This is a genomic window from Fusobacterium perfoetens ATCC 29250, from assembly GCF_000622245.1.
Classification (GTDB): domain Bacteria; phylum Fusobacteriota; class Fusobacteriia; order Fusobacteriales; family Fusobacteriaceae; genus Fusobacterium_B; species Fusobacterium_B perfoetens.
The window spans coordinates 17282-40689 of sequence record NZ_JHXW01000004.1; the positions used below are offsets into that span (position 1 = coordinate 17282).

Consider the following 23408-nt stretch of genomic DNA (forward strand, 5'->3'; position numbering starts at 1 on the left):
TAAAAATTATAAAACTATTTTTATAAAATAAAATTTATAATTTTTAGAAATAAATTGAAATAACTTTTATTTCATTAATTTTTTTAAAATTTTCTCTTTAATTTTTTTGATTTTTAATGTATTATATAGTTATAAGAATTTTTTTGAAATAAAGGGGGACTTTATGGAAATTTTATCTAAATTAGGATTTAAAAAAGTAGGTGAATGGAAAAAATTACAAAATAATCTATATTTTGATGTTAATGACTTTAAAAAAGAAAATAAAGTTGTATTTGCTTTTGTTGTAAATTCTTTTGTAAAATTTATTTCATCTACTGATGAAGTTTTAGAATTTGCATTAAATTGTTATGTGTCTCCAAAAGAATTTGAAGGGGAAGAAGTTAGAGTAAAAGAACTTATTTTAAAAACATTAGATAATGGACCTGTTGAAATTTATGCTTTAAAAAATACTAAATTTTTTGGTTTCAAAACTAGATTTGATAAACAAGATATACTTAAACTTATAAAAGAATTTAATGCTGATTGGAATGATGAAAATCTTGTAGACCGTATGAAAAAAATCATTGGTAAAGATAGAGTAGCTATCCAAAAAGATGTAGAAGAAAAAGAAAAAATACAAACTATTATTGAAGAAAAACCTGAAATGAAAGAGGTATTAAAACCTGAAAAACCTAAAAAAGAATATGAATCTTATATATTTATTTTAGGAAAAAGCTATCTTGATAGAGGATTCTTCAATTTAAAAACTTCTCACTCTAATTTAGTTGGTGGAGACAAAGAGGAAATACAAATAGTTGTTGGGGATAAACAAGTTATCTCTGGTAGAATAAGTAGAACTGCAAACTCTTCTGGTACTCCTAGAATCATTGGAAATAAACCTTTAAAACTTTGGTTTACAGAACATTCTCAAGTTAATGGTGAAATTAAAATAACTTTCATTAATAAGAAAAAAATTAAACTTGAAGCTCTTAGTAAGTAATTATAAAAAAAGGACTATTACAAATTTTTGTAACAGTCCTTTATTATTTTATTCAGGAACTATCATTACTATACAAGGAGCATGTTTTACTACATAACTAGTTACAGAACCAATCATACGAGTAAGTCCTTTTTTAGTAGATTTAGTCATTATTATAATATCAACTTTATTCATTGCAGCTGATTTTAGAATTTCTTTTCCTGGCTCTACAAATCCAACTTCACAAGCAACTTTATATCCTTCTAGTTGTTTTATAGCTGGAGCTACTATATCTTGCATCTCTTTTTCAGCTTCTAAAAAATCTTTTTCTTCAATAAAAAGTTTGGCATCTTCTTTAACATACATCAATATTAATTCTATCTCATCAGTAGTATACAAATTTTTTACCAAATCAATAGAATGCATACTTCTTTCTGTTCCATCTAATGGTATAAGAATTTTTTTCATAACTAGCCCTCCCTTTAAACAATAGATAATAAATAAATTTTTATTATTTATTTTTCTCTATTAGACTCTTTTTTCCTTTAAATTTCTAAAGATTATTTTTTAGCTATAAAATATCCTATTGAATAAGTTAACTCTCTTGTTTTATATGATTTTATTTTTTCTATAGATGTTTTTGTGTTCTTTAAAGATACTCCTGTATTTTTAATATGTTTTAATGCTTCTAATGGAGTAAAAAATTCTAAAGTTTTTTTCTCATTAAAATATTTAATTTCATTAAAATATTTTTTTAATATTTTTGTAATTTCTCCTAATGTTTTATAATTAAGACCAACTCCAAAGTGTTTTTGAATTTCTTCTAAATTTCCATCAATATACATAGAAAAAAATAATTTATCAGTTTTCTTTGAAATATTCTTAATTAATTTTTCTAAATCATCTATCCATTGAAAACTAGAACTTGAAATTATAATATCATAATCTTCATTTATAGAATTTACCATATCTCCAACTATAAAATTATTATAATTTATATCTTTAAAATAATTTTTTGTATCATAATAATCATTTAAATCTAAATTTTTTATTTGAAATTTTTTTAAAACTTCTTTAGTAAAAAGTCCCGTTCCACATCCTAATTCAAAAACTCTATTAAACTTTTTTTCATTAATATTTTCTTCAATTATCTTAACTAATTTTTTAGCTACTTCTTTTTGAATTATTGCATTACTATCATATGTTGAAAAATTTTTTTCAAAATTCATTTTGTCCCTCATCAATATTTATAATTTTTTCCCAACTATCTAAATAATAAAAAGGAAAGTGGGAAATAGGTAATTTTATAATATTAACTTTTTCTTTTTCATAATATTTTATTTGATTCTTAGCTGGAATTGTAATATCTTTTTCTCCAATTATTGCAGTTGAAATATAATTTTTTTGTGGTTTATAATTTTCTTTCAAATATTTCAATTCCTCTATTAAACTCTCAATACTTTTTTCATTATTTTTTCTTTTATATCCTATATTTATATAGAATTTTTCAATATTTTTTTCATTTATATTTTTTAAAGTCAAATTATAAACTCTCTCATCTATTCCAAATTTTCCAATAACTTCTGGTGTTCCATTTATTGCAATAACTTTTTTATATTTTATTTGAAAATTTTCTGATAAAAATTTACAAAGATAATATACTCCAAAAGACCAACCTATAAAATAAATATTTTTAAATTCTTTTAATTCTTCTACATTTAATAAATATGGAAAAGTTATATTTTTTACAATAAAATTTTCTGGAATTTTTAAATCTTTTATTGCATTTTCATTCATTCCCCAGCCATTAAAAAAGATTATTGCATTCATTTTTAAACTCCTCTAAAAATATTTCAATCTCATTTTTTGAAATATTTGGATTTAATCCCAATCTTATTCTTTCACTTCCTTTTAAAACTGTTGGACTTTTTATTGGATAAACTACATATCCTTTTTCTCTAAGATTTTTACAAACAATATCTGCCTTTTCATTATCCCCTATTATTAAACTTATAATATGTGAAGTTGAAGTTGTTTTTAAATTCATCTCTTTTATTTTATTTAAAGTAAAATTTTTTAATTTTTCTAATTTTTCTCTTCTTTCTTGAAAATTTTTCATATTTTTTAAAATAAATAAATTCCATAAATTATTTACAGGAGGTAAAGCTGTAGTATAAATAAGTTCTCTTCCAAAATTTATCAAATAATCTCTATGAATATCTGAGCAAATTGTATATGAACCTATTGAACCTCCTCCTTTTCCTAAAGGAATTGTTATAAAGTCAATATCTTCTATTAAATTTTCTTCATAAGCTATTCCATAACCAAAAACACCATAAGAATGAGCTTCATCAACCATCAAATCAAATTTATATTTTTTCTTTAAATTTACAATTTCTTTTATAGGTGCAATATCTCCATCCATACTATAAACAGTTTCTGTTACAACTAAAATGTCTGAATAATCTTTATGATATTTTTCTAATATACTTTCTAAATGATTTATATCTAAATGTTTATACCTTATTATTTTACTGCCACTAGCTAAAATTCCATCATATATACTAGCATGATTTAATCTATCTGTTATTATTAAAGAATCTTTATTATAAAATGTTTCTATTATTGTTTTATTAGCTGAAAAACCACTATTCATAACAAGAGATTTTTTTCCATAAATTTTATTTAATTCCTCTTCTAACTCCCTAACTATTTTATAATTTCCTGTTATAAGTCTTGAGGAACTAGAAGAAAAACTTATTTTATCTCCAAATTCCTCTAAAAATTTATCTTTTAAATTTTTATCTTGACCAATTCCTAAATAATCATTTGAAGATAAATTTAAATTATTCTTGTCAATAATTTTTAAACTTCTAAAATTTTTTTCCTCTTTACTTTTTCTTAATCTCTCTTCTATTTTATTTATTTCCATTTTCATCACTATTTCTTAAGCTTAGATATTCTTCAATAGATTTTTTACAAATTTCTAACATTTTATCTATTTCTTCATAAGTTATTATATATGGAGGCATAAAATACATAGTATCCCCTAATGGTCTTAAGATAGCTCCATTTTTCAAAGCTATTTTATATATTTCATATCCTACTCTCTCTTTAGATGCATATCTTTCCTTTGTATTTTTATCTTTTACAATTTCTAAAGCTCCCATAAGTCCAATTTGTCTTATTTCTCCAATATAATCTTTATCTTTAAAAATTTCTAAAGCTTTTTTCTTTAAATAATCACCTTTAGCATTTATTTTTTCTAAAAGATTTTCTTCTCTAAAAATTTTTAAAACTTCCAAAGCTATTCTACAGCCAATTGGATTTCCAGAAAAACTATGAGAATGTAAAAAAGATTTTCCCTCTAAATATTCAGAATAAAAAGATTGAAAAATTTCTTCAGTCATTAAAACTATAGACATTGGATAATATCCTGCTGTTAGAGCTTTTCCAACACACATAATATCTGGAGATATTCCAGCCCATTCACTAGCAAACATCTTTCCTGTTCTTCCAAATCCCATAGCAATTTCATCTACTATCATTGTAATATTTAACTTTTTAGTCAATTCTCTCAATTTTTTCATATAAATTGGAGAATAAATTTTCATACCTCCAGCCCCTTGGACTATAGGTTCTATTATAGTTGCTACAATTTCTTCATTATTTTCTGTTAAAACTTTTTCCATTTCACAAAAACATTCAGCTTCACAGTTATCATAATTTTTCTTGAAAGGACAATTAAAACAATCTGGACCTTGAACTTTTATAGCCTCTTTTATAAGTGGTTTATATTTCTGAGTAAAAAAATCTATATCCCCAACTGCTAAAGCTCCTATTGTTTCTCCATGATAAGAATTTTTTATTGTCACTAATTTATGTTTTTTTGTATATCCTCTTTGATGTTGTGATTGTAAAGCTAATTTTAAAGCTATCTCCACACCAGAAGAACCATTATCAGCAAAAAATAATTTTGTAAGTCCTTCTGGAACTAATTTTATAAGTTCTTCTGATAATTCTATTGCTGGTTTATGAGAAAAATTTGCAAAAATAATATGTTCTATTGTATTTATTTGTTCATTAATTACTTTATTTATTCTTGGATTACAATGTCCTAAAGGATTAAGCCACCAACTTCCCACACAATCCATATATTTTTTTCCAAACTCATCATAAACATAAAGTCCCTCTCCTTTAGTTATAACTATTGGAGGAAATTTCTCGTAATCTTTCATTTGTGAACAAGGGTGAAAAATATATTTTAAATCTCTTTTTTGTAAATCGCTTAACATAAACTATCCTCCAAATTAAAAAAATTAAATAATTGATTTTTTTCTATCTCATTTTGATTTTCTTTTATAACTAAATAATTTTTAATACCACTATCTTTTAAAACAACTTTTATATTGTCATCTTCAAAATCTTTTTCTGTATATCCATTAAAAACTATTCCATGAATTTTTATATTTTTACTTCTTAAAAATTCTATACTAAGCATTGCATGATTTATTCCACCAACTTTTGTATTTGCCACTAAAATTACAGGATAGTCAATTTTTTTCATAAAATCAAACATATAAAATTTATCTCTTATAATTGGTACATATACACCACCAGCTCCCTCTACTAATAAAATAGAAGTTTCTTTTTCTTTTCTCTCTATCTCGTCATAAATTATTTTCATATCTATATTTTTATTTTCTATTTCACTAGCTAAATGGGGAGATACTTCTGGAATTAACATATAACTACACATTTTTGAATCATAAGAGATTCCACTAAAATTAGATAAAAATTTTAAATCTGGTGCTGTTAATTTCTCTCTCTCATAAAAACACCCACTTTGAATTGGTTTATAATAATCTGTTTTTATATATTTTCTCAACTCTTTAAAAAATAATGATGAAATATAAGTTTTTCCTACATCAGTCCCTACTCCTGTAATAAAAAATCCTTGCATTTTTTATATCACTCCCTTTAATAAAATTAAATTTATTATAAAATAAACAGGTTGATATTTCAAAATAAAAATCTCTATAGGTTAACAATTAGAAATATTTTTACAATAAAAAAAGAGAATATTGTAAAGTCAAATACAATATTCTCCTTTTAATAAATCTTAATCTTTTATTAAATAATTTTTATTTTTTTAATTTCATAGTGACATGTGGGATTCCATCTTCATCATAAACTTCTGATATAGGAATAAATCCCAAAGATGAATAAAACTTTCTCAAATAATTTTGAGCTCCAATAGTTATTTCTTTTTCTCTAAATTTTTTCTCTATTATTTCAATAGCTTTTGTTAACATTTCTCTTGTATATCCCATTTTCCTATATTTTTGATTAGCAACTATTCTTCCTATTGAAGCAGTAGTATAAGTTATTCCTTTTGGAATAATTCTACAATAACAAATAATTTCATTTTCCACATCATCAAAAAAATATAGGTGTAGACATTTTTCATCATTTCCATCTAAATCTAAATAGGGACAATTTTGTTCTACTATAAATATTTCATTTCTTAATTTACAAATTTCATAAACTTCTTTACCACTAAGTTCCTCAAAAGTTTTTAAAACTTCTACCATCTCTCCTCCAATATATATTTTCTTTCCACTTATATTTTATTTTTTCCAAAATGTATTAAAAATTCATATTTCTTAATAGTATCCATTATTTTCTTTTTAGAAGTAGATTTTTCTAAAACACTTAAAAAATTATATTTTTTTAATAAATCAACAAATTGGACAATGGCATTAAGATGAGATTGATTATCTTGTGAACAAAAAGCTAAAATAAATTTAACTTTAACATCATCTGGAAATAAAACTTCTCTATCTAAACACAATAATCCCATACCCGTATTATAAATATTGTTTTCATTTTTAGCATGAGGAATAGCCACTAAATCACTTACAACAACATAGGACCCATTTTTTTTAATTGAACTAATCATCCCATCAATATATGTTGGAGTGACATATCCATTTTCAATCAATATTTCTCCAGCCATTTTTATTGCCTCTTCCCAAGTATTTACTTTCTGGTTAAGAAGGATATTTTTTTCTTCTAAAAAACTAGAAAGATTTTTTGAAATAGTGGTTGTATCATCTATAATTATATCTTTAAAATTTTCTTTTAAATTATCAATAATAATTTTTTCATCAAAAATTTCTGCTCCTAACTTAATACTGCTTAATATTTTTGATAGAGATACAACTTTATTATATTTTGGAAGATTATAACTATCTAAAAGATTAAAATCCTCATTAGTAAGTAAAGTTTTTATATAAACTACAGGTATTTTTGAATTGACATTTAAATTTTTTAAATTTGTAATTATCATATCAACATTTTTTGTTTCAATAAATTTTTCAACTTGATAATAAGGAATTGTACCAACAATATTTATATTGTATCTATTTTTTATCTGTTGAGCCATAAGTTTTGAAGTTCCATATCCTAATCCGCAAACAATAACAATATTTTTAATATTTGTAGTATTTTTTTGACATCTATCTAAAGCTGATTTAAAATGTACTCCTATAAAGGCAATCTCACTATCTGGAATAGTCTCTCCTAAAAATTTTTCTAAAATATCTAAAGAATTTTTAGTAATAGTAAAAATTTCTAAATATGAAGCTAGAAACTCTTCTAAAATTGAATTTTCTAATTCTATTTTATTTTTTATTCTATAAACAGTAGGTTTTATATGATTAACTAATCCTTCTAATAAAATAGTATCATCATTAAGATTAACTCCAGCAATTACACTAAATTGAATAATTATTTTTTTTATAAGAATATCTATTTCTATCCAATTATCTAAGGATGAGAATGATATTGAATAGCTATGACTTCCTAAAAGATAATCAGTAAATTTAATAATCTCATTTATATTAAATTTAATATTTTCTGATACTTCTAACAATGAAATAGCTTTATTAACAATTTCAAATTCTAAACTATGTTGGAAAAAATTACTATTTTGTGAATAACTTAAAGTTTTATTTTCTCTTACTCTTTCAATTACAATAACTGTATAGTTAAGTAGAGTAACATATGCCTCATCAGAAATAACTTTTCCCAACGAATTAATAATATAATTTATAAAAATTTTAATATTATTTAAATCAATTTTTTCAAAATATTTACTAATATATTTCTTTAAAAAATCAAATTTATAATTACTATTTTCTTGATTAAATCTAAATTGGTTAAGTAATTTAAGTTGAAATTTTCTGATATTTTCTTCTGAGCCAGATAATTTTAAACCTTTTTGCGGATTTAGAATAAGTTTTAATTCATAATTCTCCAATATTTTTTCATTATTTTTTAAAGTTATTTTAATAGTAGACCTACTTAAATTAAACTCTTCACAAATATTAGAAATATTTATATTTTCTTCAAAAGCAATTTTAATAAGAATTAATTCTTCTCTATATTGATTATAAAAGTTTTCATTATTATCAGAAGTATAGAATAAAAGTTTTTTAATATCTATTTTTGAATAATCAAGAAACCCTTTACTCTTTTTTTCAATCAGACTCAAATTAACTTTCTTTAAATAAAAATTAATATTTTCAATATCATATCTAATGCTTCTATCACTTACTTCTAATATTTGACTTAATTCTTTTATATTTATATCATCTTCTGATTTTAATAAAATTTCTAAAATTTTAATTTCTCTTTTATTAATTTTAATTACCTCCATTTTTCAAAAAAAGTTGAAAAAAAGTAACTGGTTAAAAATACTAAAATATATTTTTTATTTTATTAATATGTTTATTATAACATTAAAAGGCTTAAAATTGAACTATAAGCTTTAATATTTCAAAAAAATATGAAAAAAATAACAAAGTTACAAGTAAAAAAAACTATGATATTATTAAAAATATAAAATAACCAGTTTAAATATTTCAAAAAAAGGAGGAAAATATGAAGTTTGAAAATCTATTAAATGAAAATTTAATATTACTTGATTTAGATTTACAAAAGAAAGAAGAAATAATAGAAAAATTAGTAGAAAAATTATATGAAAATGAGGGTATTACTTCTAAAGAAAACTTTTTTAAAGCTGTAATGAAAAGAGAATCAATTTCCCCAACAGGATTAGAAGAAGGATTAGCAATACCTCATGGAAAAGATGAAAGTGTAATAAAACCTATGATAGCTGTTGCTAGATTAAAACATCCTATAAAAACTTGGGAATCTGTAGATGAAGATAATGAAGTTAATATGATATTTTTAATTGCAATCCCTAAAAAAGAAGAAGGAGATAGTCACATAGAAGTGTTAAGTAAATTAACAACTTCTTTTATGAAAGAAGGATTTATTACTAAATTACAAGAAGCCAAAACTAAAAAAGAAATGTTAGAAATAATATATTCTGTTGAAGATAATGAAAAAGAAGAAAAAATTGAATTATCAGAAGAAAGTAAATTTGTTATAGCTATAACTGCTTGTGCTACAGGAATAGCTCATACATATTTAGCTGCTGAAGCTTTAGAAAAAGCTGCTAGAGAACTAGGAATTAGAATCCATGTTGAAAAACAAGGAGCAAAAGGAATAGAAAATAGATTAACTAGAGAAATGATAGAAAAAGCTGAAGTTGTTATTTTTTCTACTGATGTTTCTGTGAAAGAAATAGAGAGATTTATTGGAAAAAAATACCTTCAAACAAGAGTGGCTGTTCCTTTAAAAGCTGGTAAAGAAGTTATAAATAAAGCTCTTGCTTCTCCAGACGGAATTGTAGAAGCTGTAGTTAATAAAAAAGAAGAAATAAAAAAAATTGAAGAAAAAATAATTAGTTTCTCAGAAATTAAAAGAGCATTTTTAACTGGTATATCTTATATGTTACCTCTAGTTGTTGCTGGAGCTGTTATTATGGGACTTGCTAGAATTGGAGCTTCTTTTTATGGAATTGGAGATATTTGGATGGCAAATTATGGTATATCTGATAATTTAATAATAAGATTTTTACACACTATAGATAGTCTTGGAGGAAAAACTTTAGGACTTATGTTACCTTTTATTGGAGGATATGTGGCTTTTGCTATTGGAGATAGAGTTGCCATTGCTCCTGGATTTGTTGGAGGAGTTTTAGCTAGTGAATTTAATAGTGGTTTTATAGGAGCTCTTATAGCTGGTATTATAGCTGGATATACAGTAAAAATAACCCTAAAAAAAATAAAACTTCCTAAATTTGCTTCTGGTATGACATCTATTTTTATCGCTCCTGTTTTAGGAGTTTTAATTACAGGACTTATTTTATTATATTTAATAGGTGACCCTGTTTCTGCAATAAATAAAGGACTTGAAGAATGGTTAAAAGGAATGAGTGGCTCAAATAAAGTTCTTCTTGCTGCCATTGTAGGAGGAATGATGGGATTTGATTTAGGAGGTCCTGTTAATAAAGCTGCTTTAACAACAGCTTTAGCTTTAGTAGTTTCTGGAATTACTACTCCAAATACTGCTGCTATGATAGGAATTGTTGTTCCACCATTAGGTTTAGGATTAGCTACCATTATTGGTAAGAAAAAATACAATAAATCTTTACAAGAAGCTGGAAAATCTGCAATTTTAATGGGACTTGTTGGAGTAACAGAAGGAGCTATTCCTTTTGCTATAGAATCTCCATTTCTTGTAATTACAACTACTGTTTTAGGTTCTAGTCTTTCAGCAGCAATGGCAGTATTTTTAGGAGTTGATAATCCTCTTCCAATTTCTGGATTTTATGGTTGGTTTGCAGTTTATAAGTGGCATCTTTATATTTTATCTATCTTTGTAGGAGCTCTTTTTATAGCTATTGTTAATATTCTAATTAGAAAAAATATCTCAGAAGAGGTGGTAAAATAATATGAGTTTTAAAAATAAAGTTGTTTATCAAATTTATCCAAAATCTTTTTACGATTCTAATAATGATGGAATTGGAGATTTAAAAGGTATTACTAAAAAACTAAAATATTTAAATTTTTTAGGAATTGATTACATTTGGATAACTCCATTTTTCGTTTCACCTCAAAGGGATAATGGTTATGATGTAGCTGATTATTATAATATTGACCCTCTTTATGGAACTATGGAAGATTTAGATGAATTAATCTTAGAAGCTTCAAAATATGGAATTAAATTAATGCTCGACATGGTTTTTAATCATACTTCTACAGAACATATTTGGTTTAAACAAGCAATTCAAGGAAATAAAAAATATCAAAATTATTATTTTTTTAAAAAGTCTATTGATAATAAACTTCCTACAAATTGGGTTTCTAAATTTGGAGGAAATACTTGGGAATATTGTAAAGAACTTGATATGTATTATTTACATCTTTTTGATAAAACACAAGCCGACTTAAATTGGGAAAATCCTGAGGTTAGAAAAGAAATGACAAAAATTGTAAATTTTTGGATAAATAAAGGTATTGAAGGATTTAGATTTGATGTAGTTAATTTAATTTCAAAGCCTCAAATTTTTAAAGATGATTTCATTGGAGATGGAAGAAGATTTTATACTGATGGACCTAATATTCATTCTTATTTAAAAGAATTGAATAAAAATTCTTTTGGAAAATTAAAAAATATAGTTACAGTTGGAGAAATGTCATCAACAACTATAGAAAATTGTTATAAATATTCTGGAGAAAAAGAAAATGAATTATCTATGGTATTTAGCTTTCATCATTTAAAAATTGATTATAAAAACAAAAATAAATGGGAACTTCAAGAAGCAGACTTTGAAGAACTAAAAGAAATTCTTAATACTTGGCAATTAGGAATGCAAAAAAATAATGCTTGGAATGCTCTCTTCTGGTGTAATCATGACCAACCAAGAATAGTTTCTAGATTAGGTGACGATAAAATTTATTGGAAAAAATCAGCAAAAATGTTAGCTACTATGATACATTGTTTAAGAGGAACTCCTTATATTTATCAAGGTGAAGAAATAGGAATGACTAATACTTATTTTGAGACTATAAATGATTTCAAAGATATTGAATCTTTAAATTATTATGATATTTTTCTAAAAGAAGGAAAATCTCCAGAAGAAGCATTAAAAATTATTCAAGAAAGGTCACGTGATAATGGAAGAACTCCTATGCAATGGAATAATAAAAATTTTGGCGGGTTCAGTAATATAATTCCTTGGATAAATCCAATTAAAAATTTTAAACAAATAAATGTTGAAAATCAAATAAATGATTGTGATAGTATTTTACATTATTATAAAAAATTAATTCAACTAAGAAAAAATTATCTTCCTATTAGTGAAGGAGAATTTATTCCAGTTATAACAGAAAAAGATATTTATATTTATAAAAGAAAATATAATTCTGAAGAAATATTAGTTATTTTAAATTATAAAAATAAAAAAGAGATAACTTTACCTAAAGAAGAAATTGAAAAAAATTATTCTTGTATACTTTCTAATAATAATATTATAAAGCTTACTTCTAAATTAACTTTAGAACCTTTTGATACTTTTGTTTTTTATAAAAAATAAGATAAAAAAATTCTTTCTTTTATCAATTAAAATTGATAAAAATTTAGTTAATATAAGTGTTATAAATTGATAATTTTTAATCATTAATTTATGACACTTTTTTTTTATTGTCTGAAATAAAATTTTATTAATTTTTCTTTTTTATTTATTTTTTACTAATTTGAAAATCTCCTTATTTTTTTAAAAAGAAAAAAAGCTGAAAGGATTAATAATCCTTTCAGCAATTTTTTCAATTTAAAGCCATTTAAATTTATAATAGCTCTTCTTTTTCTACTACTTTCTAAGTTCTTTGATTCTTGCTTTTTTACCAGAAAGTCCTCTTAAGTAGTAAAGTTTAGATCTTCTTACTCTTCCTACTTTAACAACTTCTATTTTATCTATCATTGGAGAGTTTAAAGGTATTATTCTTTCTACTCCAATTCCGTCTACTACTTTTCTTACTGTACAAGATTTAGCAATTCCAGAACCAGCTACTCTGATTACAGTTCCTTGGAATAATTGTACTCTTTCTTTGTTTCCTTCTACAACTTTGTAGTAAACTCCTACTGTATCTCCTGCTTTAAATTGAGGGATATCAGTTCTTAGATAATTTTGCTCAACAAGAGCGATTAATTTTTCTTTCATTTATAAATCCTCCCTTTAGATATTCATAATAATTTTTATAATTTTCAGCGGAATATCTAGTTATTAACTTTGTTATTTTATCATAAAAAACCAAATTTGTCAATACACAAGACTCTTTATTTTTATCTATATATTCCTTTTATTTCCATATATTTTTTTCTTTATAATATCTTATAGCTCCTTCATGAAAGGGTATTTCTACATTTTTTGAATAATTTTCTAATGAAACATTTCTTTTTACTGAGATATGAGTTTCTTTAATTCTATCTAAATTTTCAAAAAAAGCTTTTGTTATATCATAAACCACATCTTCAGATAAATTCCCATCAACTAATAATAAATTTTGTACAGCAACAGTTTTTACTGATTTATCAATATTATAATCATTTTTAGAAATAATTCCTCTAAAGAAAAAAGGCCATTTTTTCTTTAGATTTTTATATCCCTCATCACTAATTTCAACAAAACTTATAGGAACTTCATTAGCTAAATTATAGATTATTTCATTAGGTATTGTATTTGTCAAAAAAATTGCATCTAAAAGATTACTTTTTAATTGTTCTATAATTTCACCAGGAGTTGAATATATTATATCACTATCCTTATAATTCATATTATGAATTTCATATAATAATCTTGCATTTAATTCTACTCCAGAGTTATATATTCCAATTCCTATTCTCTTCCCTTTTAAATCTTCAAAAGTTTTTATTCCTGAATCTCTCAAAGTTACTATTTGAGTAAAATTTGGATGTAATCCTGTAATACATTTCAAATTTTTCATAGGACCCTTTATTTTATAAGCACCTACTCCATTATATGCTTGATGGACAGAGTCCGACATAGATATAGCCATCTCCACTTTTTTAAAATATAAAAAATCTATATTTTCTCCAGAACCAGCTGTAGATTGAGCAGAAGAATTATACCCTGCTTCTTTTATAACCTCTGCAATTACAACTCCTGTTGGATAAAAAACTCCATCAATTGGTCCTGTTCCAATACTTATAAAAGGTTTCTTTTCTTCACTATATCCAATTAAATTAAATATTAAAATTAATATACCTATTATCAATTTTTTATTATAAATTATATTCATTTATTTTATTCCTTAATCCTCTTTCACTAATTCCAAGCATATCAGCAGTTTTTTTTCTATGTCCATTATTTTTCTTTAAAACAACTTCAATTAAAAGTTTTTCTACTTCTTTTAAGGTCATTGCTGTTAAATCTTTTCCTTCTATTGTATATCCCTTATCTTTATTAAATCTTTCTATAAAATTACTAGGTAATGAATCTTTTTCTATAACTTCCTTTTGAGTCAATAAAACTCCACATTCTATAATATTTGATAGTTCTCTTACATTCCCTGGATAATCATATTCTAATAAGAGTTTTTCTACTTCTTTACTTATTCCTTTAACATTTTTTGACATTTCTTTATTAGAAATATTTATAAAATGATTAAATAAAAGTGGTAAATCTTCTTTTCTATCTTTTAATGGAGGAATTTTTAATTCTATAACATTTAATCTAAAATATAAATCCTTTCTAAAAGTTCCCTCTTCTACCATTTTTCTTAAATCTTTATTTGTAGCAGCTATAATTCTAACATCTATATCTATTGGTTCATTTGCTCCTAAAGGAATAAAACTTTTTTCTTGAATAACTCTTAATAATTTTGATTGAAGATTAAGACTCATATCTCCTATTTCATCTAAGAAAATTGTTCCTTTATTAGCATATTGAAATTTTCCAATTTTATCAGATATAGCATTTGTAAAAGTTCCTTTTTTATGTCCAAAAAATTCTTCTTCTAATAACCCTTCTGGTATAGCAGCACAGTTTACCTCTACAAATTTATTATTTTTTCTCTTTCCAGAAAAATGAATAGCCCTAGCTACTAACTCTTTCCCTGTTCCACTTTCTCCTGTAATCATAACACTAGTTTCTACATCTTTTAATTTTTCAATTAAATTAAAGATTTTTTTCATTCCTTCACTTTTTCCAATTATTCCCCCATATTGATATTTATTTTGTAATTCTTTATTAAGATATTGAATCTCTTCTGTCATTCCTTGATATTCTAGAGCTTTCCCTATAACTATATACAATTCTTCTAAATTCATTGGTTTTGTTAAATATGTATAAGCCCCTTTTTTCATTGCCTCAACAGAAGATAATATAGACCCATAAGCTGTCATAACTATTACTATAACTTCTTTATTTATTTCTTTTATTCTTCCTAAAACTTCTAATCCATCTACATCTCCAATTTTTAAATCTAACAGAACTAAATTTATATTTTTATTTTTTATAATTTCTAATCCTTCATCTGGATTTAATGTAGAATATACTTTATATTTATCTTCTAAAGCAAAAGTTAAAGAAGAACAAATTCCTATTTCATCATCTATTATAAGTATATTTTTCAATTCATCACCTCAAAAACAATTGTAAATTTTGAATATTTTTCCTTTTTACTTTCAACATATAGTTGTCCATTATTTTTTTCTATTAATTGTTTAGATAAAGATAAACCTAATCCTGTCCCTTTACTTTTAGTTGTATAGAAAACTTCAAAAATATTTACTAATTCTTCTTTTGTCATTCCTATTCCTTCATCTAAAATTTCTATGATAACATAATTTTCTGCTATATAACCACTAATTTTTATTTTTAATTCCTCTTCTAATTTCAATTTTTCTCTTTTTTCTTTAATAGCATCAATAGCATTTAAAAGTAAATTTATTATAACTTGCTTTATTTGTCCTGCATCACCTTTAGTTGTAAGTTTATCCAATACATTTAATTCTAATTTTATTTTATTTTTATTCAAAGTAGGTTTCAATAAAATAATTGAAGAATTTATAATTTCATATATATTTATAATATTTATTAGATTCTGTTTTGGTCTTACATAATCTATTAAATTCTCTATTAATTTATTTACTCTCTCTACCTCTTTAGGAACTATAGTCACTAATTGCTCTCTGAATTTTTCATTATCTTTCTTAAGAGGAAGTAATTCTATATAAGTTTTTATTGCAGTCATTGGATTTCTTATTTCATGAGCTATTCCTGCTATTATAGTAGTTATAGCTGCATCTTTTTCTTTTCTCATTATTTTATCTTTATATCTTTTTTCTTCTGTAAATTCTTCCATTGTTAAAAAAACACCAATATTATTTTTTTGATAATCTAATAAAGGATACAAAGTATATCTATAATATTCTTCTTTCTCTTTATTTGATACTTTTATTTCCCTAGTGATATGAGCTTTATTTTTAAATATAGTTTCTTCAAAAATCCCATTTCCTAATATTTTTTCCATTATTGGATAATTATAAAAAGTTTTTCCTTTAAAATCACCATTAGGACAAAATAAATTAATAGCATTTTTATTCATAAAAGTTATTCTTTTATATCTATCTAAAATAGTTATGCATCTAGGACTACTTTCACAAATTATACTATTTAACTCATTATTGTTTCTAATTTCTATAATTTTTTTCTCTAATTCTTCATTACTTTTTCTAAGTTCAGAAGTTTTTTCTTTTACTACTTTTTTTAATTGAAAATTTAAAAAAGAAATTATTAGTAAAATAAATACTAAAAAAATAACTACTATTGATATAGTTTTTAATTTTTTTAACATTTCTTTTTCTCTTTCTAATTCAGCTTCTTTATTCCATTTTAAAAATAATTTTTCATATTCACCATTTATTTTTAAATTTTTAATCTCTTCATTTAATACTTTTAAAAGTTTTTCATTTATATATGAAACTCCAATATAATAACTTACAGGAGCTGTATAACTATTAACTATCTCATATTTACTTTTAAATTCATCAGTTAAAAGCATATACTCTGCAATTTCCTTAACTCCAATTATAAAATCCGCTCTATTTAATTTTAAAAGTTCATAAAGAGATTTTTGGTCAAAAACAATATTAAAATTTATTTTTTTCATTGTTTTTAAATAATTGTATTCTGAAGAATCTTTTTCTACTCCAACTAAAAAATTAGAGTTTCCAAATCCTTCTTTTAATTTTTTTATTTTATTTTTAGGTGCAACTATACAAACAGTATAATCACCTATACTTTCTGTATGTCTATATCTATTTTCTAATTCTTTTTCAAATCTAATTCCTAAAATAAGGTCTACTTCTCTTTTTTTTAATTTTTCTAAAGATTTATTTTTATCCATTTGAATAAATTTAAAATCTATATTACATTTTTCTCCTATTAAATTCAATAAATCTATATTAAATCCTTTTATTTCTCCATCTTCTATAAATTGTAAAGGTGGCTGTTTTCCCTCTACAGCCACAATATATTTTTCTTTTTCTTGATTATCTTCTTTTTCTATCAAAACTGCATTTATCAAAATAGAATAAAAAAAGAAAATAAAAATTATTGTTTTTTTCATTATTTTTCCCCTAAAATTAATTATCTAATTAGTTCATTATATAATATAGTATAATTTTTGTCAAAATTATAAAAAGGGAATTAAAAAATTCCCTTTTTAATACTATTTTTTATATTCTGGAGCTACCTCTTCTATAAATTTTTCAAAAACATCAGATGCAATTTCTACAGTTTTCCAACATCTTTCTTTTTCTGTTTTATATCTTATTTTCAATTCATCACACACACTTGTTTCTAATTCTTTTTCATAATCTTCTATTAATTTTGTACATACTTGATGAAATGGTTCTTTCTCCATATGTACCATAACTCCTAATATAGCCAACGCTCCTGTTAAAGCTCCACAAGTTCTACCACAACCCATTCCACCACCAAAAGCTGTTACGACTTCTCTCATTTTTTCATTTAATCCTAAATTATAATACTCATTACTTGCTAAAAATATACTCTCAGCACAATTATATGATTTTTCTAAATAATATTTTTTTGCTATATCTTTTAACATATTTCCTCCCTATTTTTTATAAATTATAACATATTTTTATAAAATAGAAAAAAATATCTAAAAAATTATATTTTAACAAATTATTTTTATAAAAAAATAATTTAACTTATTAAAAAATATAGAAAATTTTTTAATTAATTTTTATTTCTAATATAAAAAAGGTTATTGTAAAATTCTACAATAACCTAAAAATTTACTTACTCTTTATTTTTTCTTCTTTCTTCATAATCTTTTAATGAAGCTATTGCTTGGTTGGATAATGGAATTATAGCTATCATATTAAATACTGTCATTAACGCTACTCCTAAATCTCCCAAATCCCAAACCCAATTATATTGAGCTATTCCTCCAAAGAATAACATTAATAATCCTACTAATTTATAAGCATGTTGAGCCCACCACTTGTCTCCAAATAAAAATGCTAATATTCCTCTTGAATAAAACATAACTCCTAAGAAAGTACTAAAACTAAATAAAAATAAGATTACAGCTATAAATATAACTCCAATTTCTCCTATATGATAATTCATAGCAGTTTGTAATAAATCCATTCCCATTAAACCTTTTGTTAAATCACTAGGGGCTAACAAAATTATAAAAGCTGAACAACTACAAATAAATAATGTATCAATAAATACACCAAAAGCTTGAATCAATCCTTGTTTTGAAGGATGAGAAACATGGGCTGCTGCTGCAGCATTAGGAGCTGAACCTGAACCAGCTTCATTAGAAAATAATCCTCTTTTTACTCCATTCATTATTACTGCACCAAATCCTCCAGAGACAACTTGCTTAATTCCAAAAGCTTCTTCAAATATTTGTACAAACATACTTGGTAACGAACCAATATTTTTTAACATAATAAATATTGTGATTAAAAGATATAAACATGCCATTACTGGAACTATTTTATCTAAGATATTTACTACTGTATTTTTCTTAAAAATAATAATACCAGAAATAATTACTAAAGCTATTGTCGTTTTTAATGGTGGAATTGAAAAAGCATTTACAAATGATTGTGACACTGAATTAGCGACTATTTGACTTATCCCAGCCCAACAAATTAAAGCTGATATTGAAAATAAAATTGCCACTGTTTTAAATCCACAAGATTGTCTATAGTGAGTTCCATACTTTGTTGAAGCTACATCTGATTCATCAAGATTTTTTTCTATACATATATCATCTTCTCTTACTTCTGTCATTAATCTCATTCTACTGATATAATAAGATGGTCCACCTCTAAATCCCCCATATAATGGGTCTTTTTCTTTATATATTTGTGCCAAAGTAGATTCTATAAAAGATGTAGCAGCTCCAAACAAAGCTACTATCCACATCCAAAATACAGCTCCAGCTCCTCCAAAAGAAACAGCAGCTGCTACACCAGCTAAATTACCCATTCCAACTCTTGTAGCTGTAGCTACTATTAAAGCTTGTAAACCAGAAATTGCTTTTTCTTCATTAGATTCTTTAGGCTCTAAAGTAACTCTTATCATTTCAGGAAATAATCTAAATGGTAAAAACTTAGTTCTTATCGTAAACATTATTCCTACTGGTAATAAAATTAATACCATTATACTTAATCCTATTTTAGTATTTCCAATATTAACTGTAAAAAGGTCTCCCCATAGAAGATTGTTTAACCCTCTTACAATAGCAACTATAAAATTTTCTATAATTTCCATCTTCTCCCCCAAAAACTTATTTTTTTAATGAATTTATTATAGAATAATTTTATTTATATGTCAACATTTTTTTTTAAACATTTTTTATTTTTTTGTTTTTTTTATTTTATAACACTAAAATAAAAATAAGTTTTTATTACATACTTTTGTAACAAAAACTTATTTTTCTACTTTTATAATTTTACAATATTTATTGGAGTTCCTTTTAAATAATTAACTACATTATCAAAAGTTATTTCGGCTCTTATTTTCATTGATTCATGTGAAGCAAAAGCCACATGTGGAGTTAAAATTGTATTTTTTGCATTTAGTAAAGGATAATCTGATGGAATAGGTGGTTCCATATCAAATACGTCTATTCCAGCTCCAGCTATTTTTTCTTCATTTAATATTTCAGCTAAAGCTTTATTATCTACTACTCCACCTCTAGCACAATTTATTAATACACTTGTTTCTTTCATCAATTCTAATCTTTCTCTTGAAATAAATCCTTTTGTAGTTTCATCTAAAGGAAGATGAAGAGAAACTATATCTGAATTTTTCATCAACTCATCTATTTCAACATATTTCATACCTAATTTTTTAGCTTCTTCATTTTCTACTACATCATAACCTAATAAAGTAGCTCCCATACACTTAAATAAATTAGCTGTCATTGTTCCAATTCTTCCTGTTCCTACAATTCCAACAGTTTTTCCTTTTATTTCTCCACCAATAAGTCCAGCTATAGTTCCACCTTTTCTTATAACTGAATTACATTTATTTATATTTCTCATTAAATCTAGTGTTAATCCGATTACTAATTCAGCCACAGCATTATTAGCATAACCAGCGGCATTACATACAGTTATATTTTTTTCTTTGGCTAATTTTCCCACATGGTCAAATCCTGTAAAAGCTATTGAAATCATTTTTAAATTAGGAGCAGTTTCAATAACTTCATTAGGTAATGGATTATTAGCTATCATTAAAATATCAGCATCAGAAACTCTTTTTTTCATCTCTTCTATATCTGTTGTTTTTGTATCATAATAAATAAATTCATGACCCATATTTATTATTTCTTCACTTAACTTATCTATTACTTCTTTTGGTACAACTAATGGTTCTATTAATTTTACTTTCATATCTCCTCCTATTTCATTAAAAAGCAGGTCTTAAAAGACCTGCAAAATTGTTTTTTATTATTCTATTGCTGGCTCAACATGAGCATAGTTTCCATCTCTTTTTTTGTAAACAACATTCATTTGTTGTGTTTCTTCATTATTAAAGATATAGAAATCTTTTCCTAAAGTTTCCATTTGAAGAATTGCTTCATCTAATGTCATAGGTTTTGATTCCATAGAAACTTTTACTATTTGTTTAGTTGCTTCTGTTGAAACTGTATTAGTTGCTAAATCAAACTTAAATACTCTTTGAGAAACAACATCATTATTATCTCTTAATTTTTCTTTATATTTTCTTATTTGTCCTTCTAATATACTTGTTGCTTTATCTATAGCTACATAAAGGTCTCCTTCTGTTGAAACTGCTTTTAATACTGTTCCATTTATATGAGCTCTCATTTCAGCAGTATGTGAAGGTCCTTTTTTTAATTTTACAGCTGATAATGTAACTACAATTTCACTAATACGGTCGAAAAATTTATCTAACTTTTCTACTCTTTTTACTGCATAATCATTAATAGGGTCTGTAACAACTAAATGTCTTCCGTTTATAGATATTTTCATAAACACCACTCCTTCTAGTACCTCTAGTATAATCTTGATGTACCATTTTTATAACTCTCTCCCTCTTCTAGAGAAGTTATTTATAACCTTTAGACGGATTTTTTGTTTTTTTTGTTTAATTTTCTAAAAATAATTTACCATTTTTTACAGAATAACTTTTATCCGTTATATTTGCCAATTCTCTAGAGTGAGTTACAACAATTATTGTCTGTTTATTTTCCTTATTTATCTTCTTTAAAAGATTGTGAATTTCATTACTTGTTTCCTCATCTAAATTTCCTGTAGGCTCATCAGCTAAAATTATTTTTGGATTATTTATTAAAGCTCTAGCTATGGCAACTCTTTGTTTTTCTCCACCAGATAACTGATTTGGTTTATGATGATACCTTTCTCCTAAACCAACCTTATTCAAAATATCTTTAGCTTTTTTTTCTATATTTTTTTTATCACTATAATTTGTAAGTAAAGCTGGTAACATTACATTTTCTAAAGCTGTAAACTCTGGTAAAAGATAATGAAATTGGAAAACAAAACCAATATCTTTATTTTTTAATATATCTATTTTTTTATGATTTCCTCTATCTATCTTCTCTCCACATATATAAATTTCTCCACTATTGATAGTGTCTAAAAGTCCTATTACATTTAAAAGAGTAGATTTTCCAGAACCTGATTTTCCCACAATAGATATAAATTCTCCCTCTTCAATCGTTAAATTTAAATCTTTTAATATATGTAAAGTCTCACTAACTCCTTTGTATTCTTTATAAATATTTTTTAATTCTAGTATATTACTCATATCTCAATGCCTCCATTGTTTCCATTTTTCCTGCTCTATAAGCTGGGAATATACTTGATAAAAATATTACTATAAAGTTTATAAATACTATTATAAAAATTTCTTTTGCTGATATTTCTATAGGTACTTTACTTAAATAATAAATACTTGTTATCCCTGCTATTGAGTAATTTTTTATATACCATAAAATTCCTAAAGAAAGTATTACTCCTATAAAAATTCCTATAACTCCTAAAAGCATTCCCTCTATTAAAAATATTTTCATTATATTTTTTTTCGTAAATCCCATAGCTCTCATTATTCCAATATCTTTTATTTTTTCTCTAACCAACATATTCATTATGACCCAAACAACAAATCCAGCTATAACAACTATTAAAGAAAATACAATTATCATTACAGTTTTCTCCAAAGCTAAAGCAGATAATAAATTTTTATTCTGAGAACCCCAAGTTCTATTAAATACTCCAAATTTTTCAAATAACTCGTTAGAAATTTTTTCAGCTTCATAAGGATTATAAAGAGTTATTTCTAAATTTGTAATTCTATCCTCCATATACATCATATATTGAGCTGTTTCTAAAGGAATAATCACCATATTTATATCATATTCATAATAACCACTTTCAAAAACTCCAGCTATTTCAAAAGGTAACTCTTGATTTTCTGCTGATACTACAGTAATTTTATTTCCAATTTTTGCTCCAAGTTGTTTATATAATTCATTTCCTATATAAATTCCATTTTTCTTTTGATAATCCATTTTTCCAGCAACTATCTTTTTATCTAATTCAATAGCTTCCTGAGCTTTTTTTATATCAAATCCTTCTATTTTTACTCCTGAAATATAATCTCCATAAATACCTTTATATTTAATAAGTCCTTGAGTAGAAATTTTTGGTAAAACTCCCTTTACTTCTGGAATTTTTCTTATTTCTTTTTCTAATTTTTCATATTCTTTTTTATCATTTACATCATAAACACTAACATGACTGCTAAGAGATAAAATACTATCAATCATATTTTTATCAAGTCCATTAGAAATACCAATAGAAACTATTAATACAGTAATTCCTATCATTATTCCTATAATTCCTATGATACTTTGTTTCTTTTTTTCTAGTATATGTTTTTTTGCTATAAAGAATTCAAACATTT

General features: G+C 24.3%; 21 protein-coding genes. 3 read left to right on the top strand and 18 right to left on the bottom strand.

Translation table 11 applies throughout. The annotated features are described in order from the left end of the window. The first annotated feature begins 163 nt into the window (after positions 1-163). Positions 164-979, top strand: a complete 816-nt coding sequence (locus tag T364_RS0101440; RefSeq protein ID WP_027127983.1) for a hypothetical protein — start codon at positions 164-166, stop codon at positions 977-979. A gap of 48 nt (positions 980-1027) precedes the next feature. On the opposite strand, the gene T364_RS0101445 is transcribed toward T364_RS0101440, so the two are convergent. The 8 genes from T364_RS0101445 to T364_RS0101480 form a co-directional block, all read right to left on the bottom strand. Continuing rightward, positions 1028-1426, bottom strand: a complete 399-nt coding sequence (locus T364_RS0101445) for a universal stress protein (RefSeq protein WP_035945194.1) — start codon at positions 1424-1426, stop codon at positions 1028-1030. A 92-nt stretch (positions 1427-1518) separates the two neighbouring features. Further along, positions 1519-2187, bottom strand: coding sequence for a methyltransferase domain-containing protein (locus T364_RS0101450; RefSeq protein WP_027127985.1), 669 nt, complete (start codon positions 2185-2187; stop codon positions 1519-1521). Beyond that, positions 2177-2788, bottom strand: coding sequence for a pimeloyl-ACP methyl esterase BioG family protein (locus T364_RS0101455; RefSeq protein WP_027127986.1), 612 nt, complete (start codon positions 2786-2788; stop codon positions 2177-2179). The genes T364_RS0101450 and T364_RS0101455 overlap by 11 nt, the downstream gene beginning before the upstream one ends. After that, positions 2766-3890: an aminotransferase class I/II-fold pyridoxal phosphate-dependent enzyme gene (locus tag T364_RS0101460; protein ID WP_027127987.1), complete on the bottom strand. Its 1125-nt coding sequence runs from the start codon at positions 3888-3890 to the stop codon at positions 2766-2768. The genes T364_RS0101455 and T364_RS0101460 overlap by 23 nt, the downstream gene beginning before the upstream one ends. Next, complete coding sequence (gene bioA / locus T364_RS0101465) at positions 3877-5253, bottom strand: adenosylmethionine--8-amino-7-oxononanoate transaminase (RefSeq protein ID WP_027127988.1); 1377 nt, start codon at positions 5251-5253, stop codon at positions 3877-3879. The genes T364_RS0101460 and bioA overlap by 14 nt, the downstream gene beginning before the upstream one ends. Then, positions 5247-5921, bottom strand: a complete 675-nt coding sequence (bioD, locus tag T364_RS0101470; protein WP_027127989.1) for a dethiobiotin synthase — start codon at positions 5919-5921, stop codon at positions 5247-5249. Before bioD ends, bioA begins: the two co-directional genes overlap by 7 nt. A 181-nt stretch (positions 5922-6102) precedes the next feature. Continuing rightward, positions 6103-6552, bottom strand: a complete 450-nt coding sequence (locus T364_RS0101475) for a GNAT family N-acetyltransferase (protein WP_027127990.1) — start codon at positions 6550-6552, stop codon at positions 6103-6105. A 29-nt stretch (positions 6553-6581) separates the two neighbouring features. After that, positions 6582-8681 carry a BglG family transcription antiterminator gene (locus tag T364_RS0101480; protein ID WP_027127991.1) on the bottom strand — a complete coding sequence of 700 codons (2100 nt, stop codon included), beginning with the start codon at positions 8679-8681 and terminating at the stop codon, positions 6582-6584. A gap of 224 nt (positions 8682-8905) precedes the next feature. On the opposite strand from T364_RS0101480, the gene T364_RS11020 reads away from it, so the two are divergent. Then, complete coding sequence (locus tag T364_RS11020) at positions 8906-10825, top strand: fructose-specific PTS transporter subunit EIIC (RefSeq protein WP_027127992.1); 1920 nt, start codon at positions 8906-8908, stop codon at positions 10823-10825. A 1-nt stretch (position 10826) separates the two neighbouring features. Further along, positions 10827-12470, top strand: coding sequence for an alpha,alpha-phosphotrehalase (gene treC / locus T364_RS0101490; RefSeq protein WP_027127993.1), 1644 nt, complete (start codon positions 10827-10829; stop codon positions 12468-12470). Positions 12471-12743: 273 nt separating this feature from the next. Here treC and rplS read toward each other — a convergent pair whose 3' ends face one another. The 10 genes from rplS to T364_RS0101540 all read right to left on the bottom strand — a co-directional run bounded on the left by rplS (position 12744) and on the right by T364_RS0101540 (position 23406). Beyond that, entirely contained in the window at positions 12744-13094 is a 351-nt protein-coding gene (gene rplS, locus T364_RS0101495) for a 50S ribosomal protein L19 (protein WP_027127994.1), read from the bottom strand. Positions 13095-13233: 139 nt separating this feature from the next. After that, the gene (locus T364_RS10260; RefSeq protein WP_051532597.1) at positions 13234-14193 is read right to left on the bottom strand and encodes a TAXI family TRAP transporter solute-binding subunit; all 960 of its coding nucleotides are present in this window, start codon (positions 14191-14193) and stop codon (positions 13234-13236) included. Next, positions 14177-15529 carry a sigma-54-dependent transcriptional regulator gene (locus tag T364_RS0101505; RefSeq protein WP_027127995.1) on the bottom strand — a complete coding sequence of 451 codons (1353 nt, stop codon included), beginning with the start codon at positions 15527-15529 and terminating at the stop codon, positions 14177-14179. Before T364_RS0101505 ends, T364_RS10260 begins: the two co-directional genes overlap by 17 nt. Continuing rightward, positions 15526-17526 (bottom strand): ATP-binding protein, encoded by a 2001-nt coding sequence (locus T364_RS0101510; protein ID WP_027127996.1) that lies wholly within the window; start codon positions 17524-17526, stop codon positions 15526-15528. Before T364_RS0101510 ends, T364_RS0101505 begins: the two co-directional genes overlap by 4 nt. A gap of 102 nt (positions 17527-17628) precedes the next feature. Then, positions 17629-18030, bottom strand: coding sequence for a C-GCAxxG-C-C family (seleno)protein (locus T364_RS0101515; protein ID WP_027127997.1), 402 nt, complete (start codon positions 18028-18030; stop codon positions 17629-17631). A gap of 197 nt (positions 18031-18227) precedes the next feature. Further along, the gene (locus T364_RS0101520) at positions 18228-19721 is read right to left on the bottom strand and encodes an alanine/glycine:cation symporter family protein (RefSeq protein ID WP_027127998.1); all 1494 of its coding nucleotides are present in this window, start codon (positions 19719-19721) and stop codon (positions 18228-18230) included. A 173-nt stretch (positions 19722-19894) separates the two neighbouring features. Beyond that, entirely contained in the window at positions 19895-20848 is a 954-nt protein-coding gene (locus T364_RS0101525; protein WP_027127999.1) for a 2-hydroxyacid dehydrogenase, read from the bottom strand. 57 nt (positions 20849-20905) lie between these two features. Then, positions 20906-21451 carry a ribosome hibernation-promoting factor, HPF/YfiA family gene (gene hpf / locus T364_RS0101530; protein WP_027128000.1) on the bottom strand — a complete coding sequence of 182 codons (546 nt, stop codon included), beginning with the start codon at positions 21449-21451 and terminating at the stop codon, positions 20906-20908. A 115-nt stretch (positions 21452-21566) separates the two neighbouring features. After that, positions 21567-22250: an ABC transporter ATP-binding protein gene (locus T364_RS0101535; RefSeq protein WP_027128001.1), complete on the bottom strand. Its 684-nt coding sequence runs from the start codon at positions 22248-22250 to the stop codon at positions 21567-21569. Continuing rightward, on the bottom strand, positions 22243-23406 hold the full coding sequence (locus T364_RS0101540) for an ABC transporter permease (RefSeq protein ID WP_027128002.1): 1164 nt from the start codon (positions 23404-23406) through the stop codon (positions 22243-22245). Before T364_RS0101540 ends, T364_RS0101535 begins: the two co-directional genes overlap by 8 nt. Positions 23407-23408 lie beyond the last annotated feature (2 nt).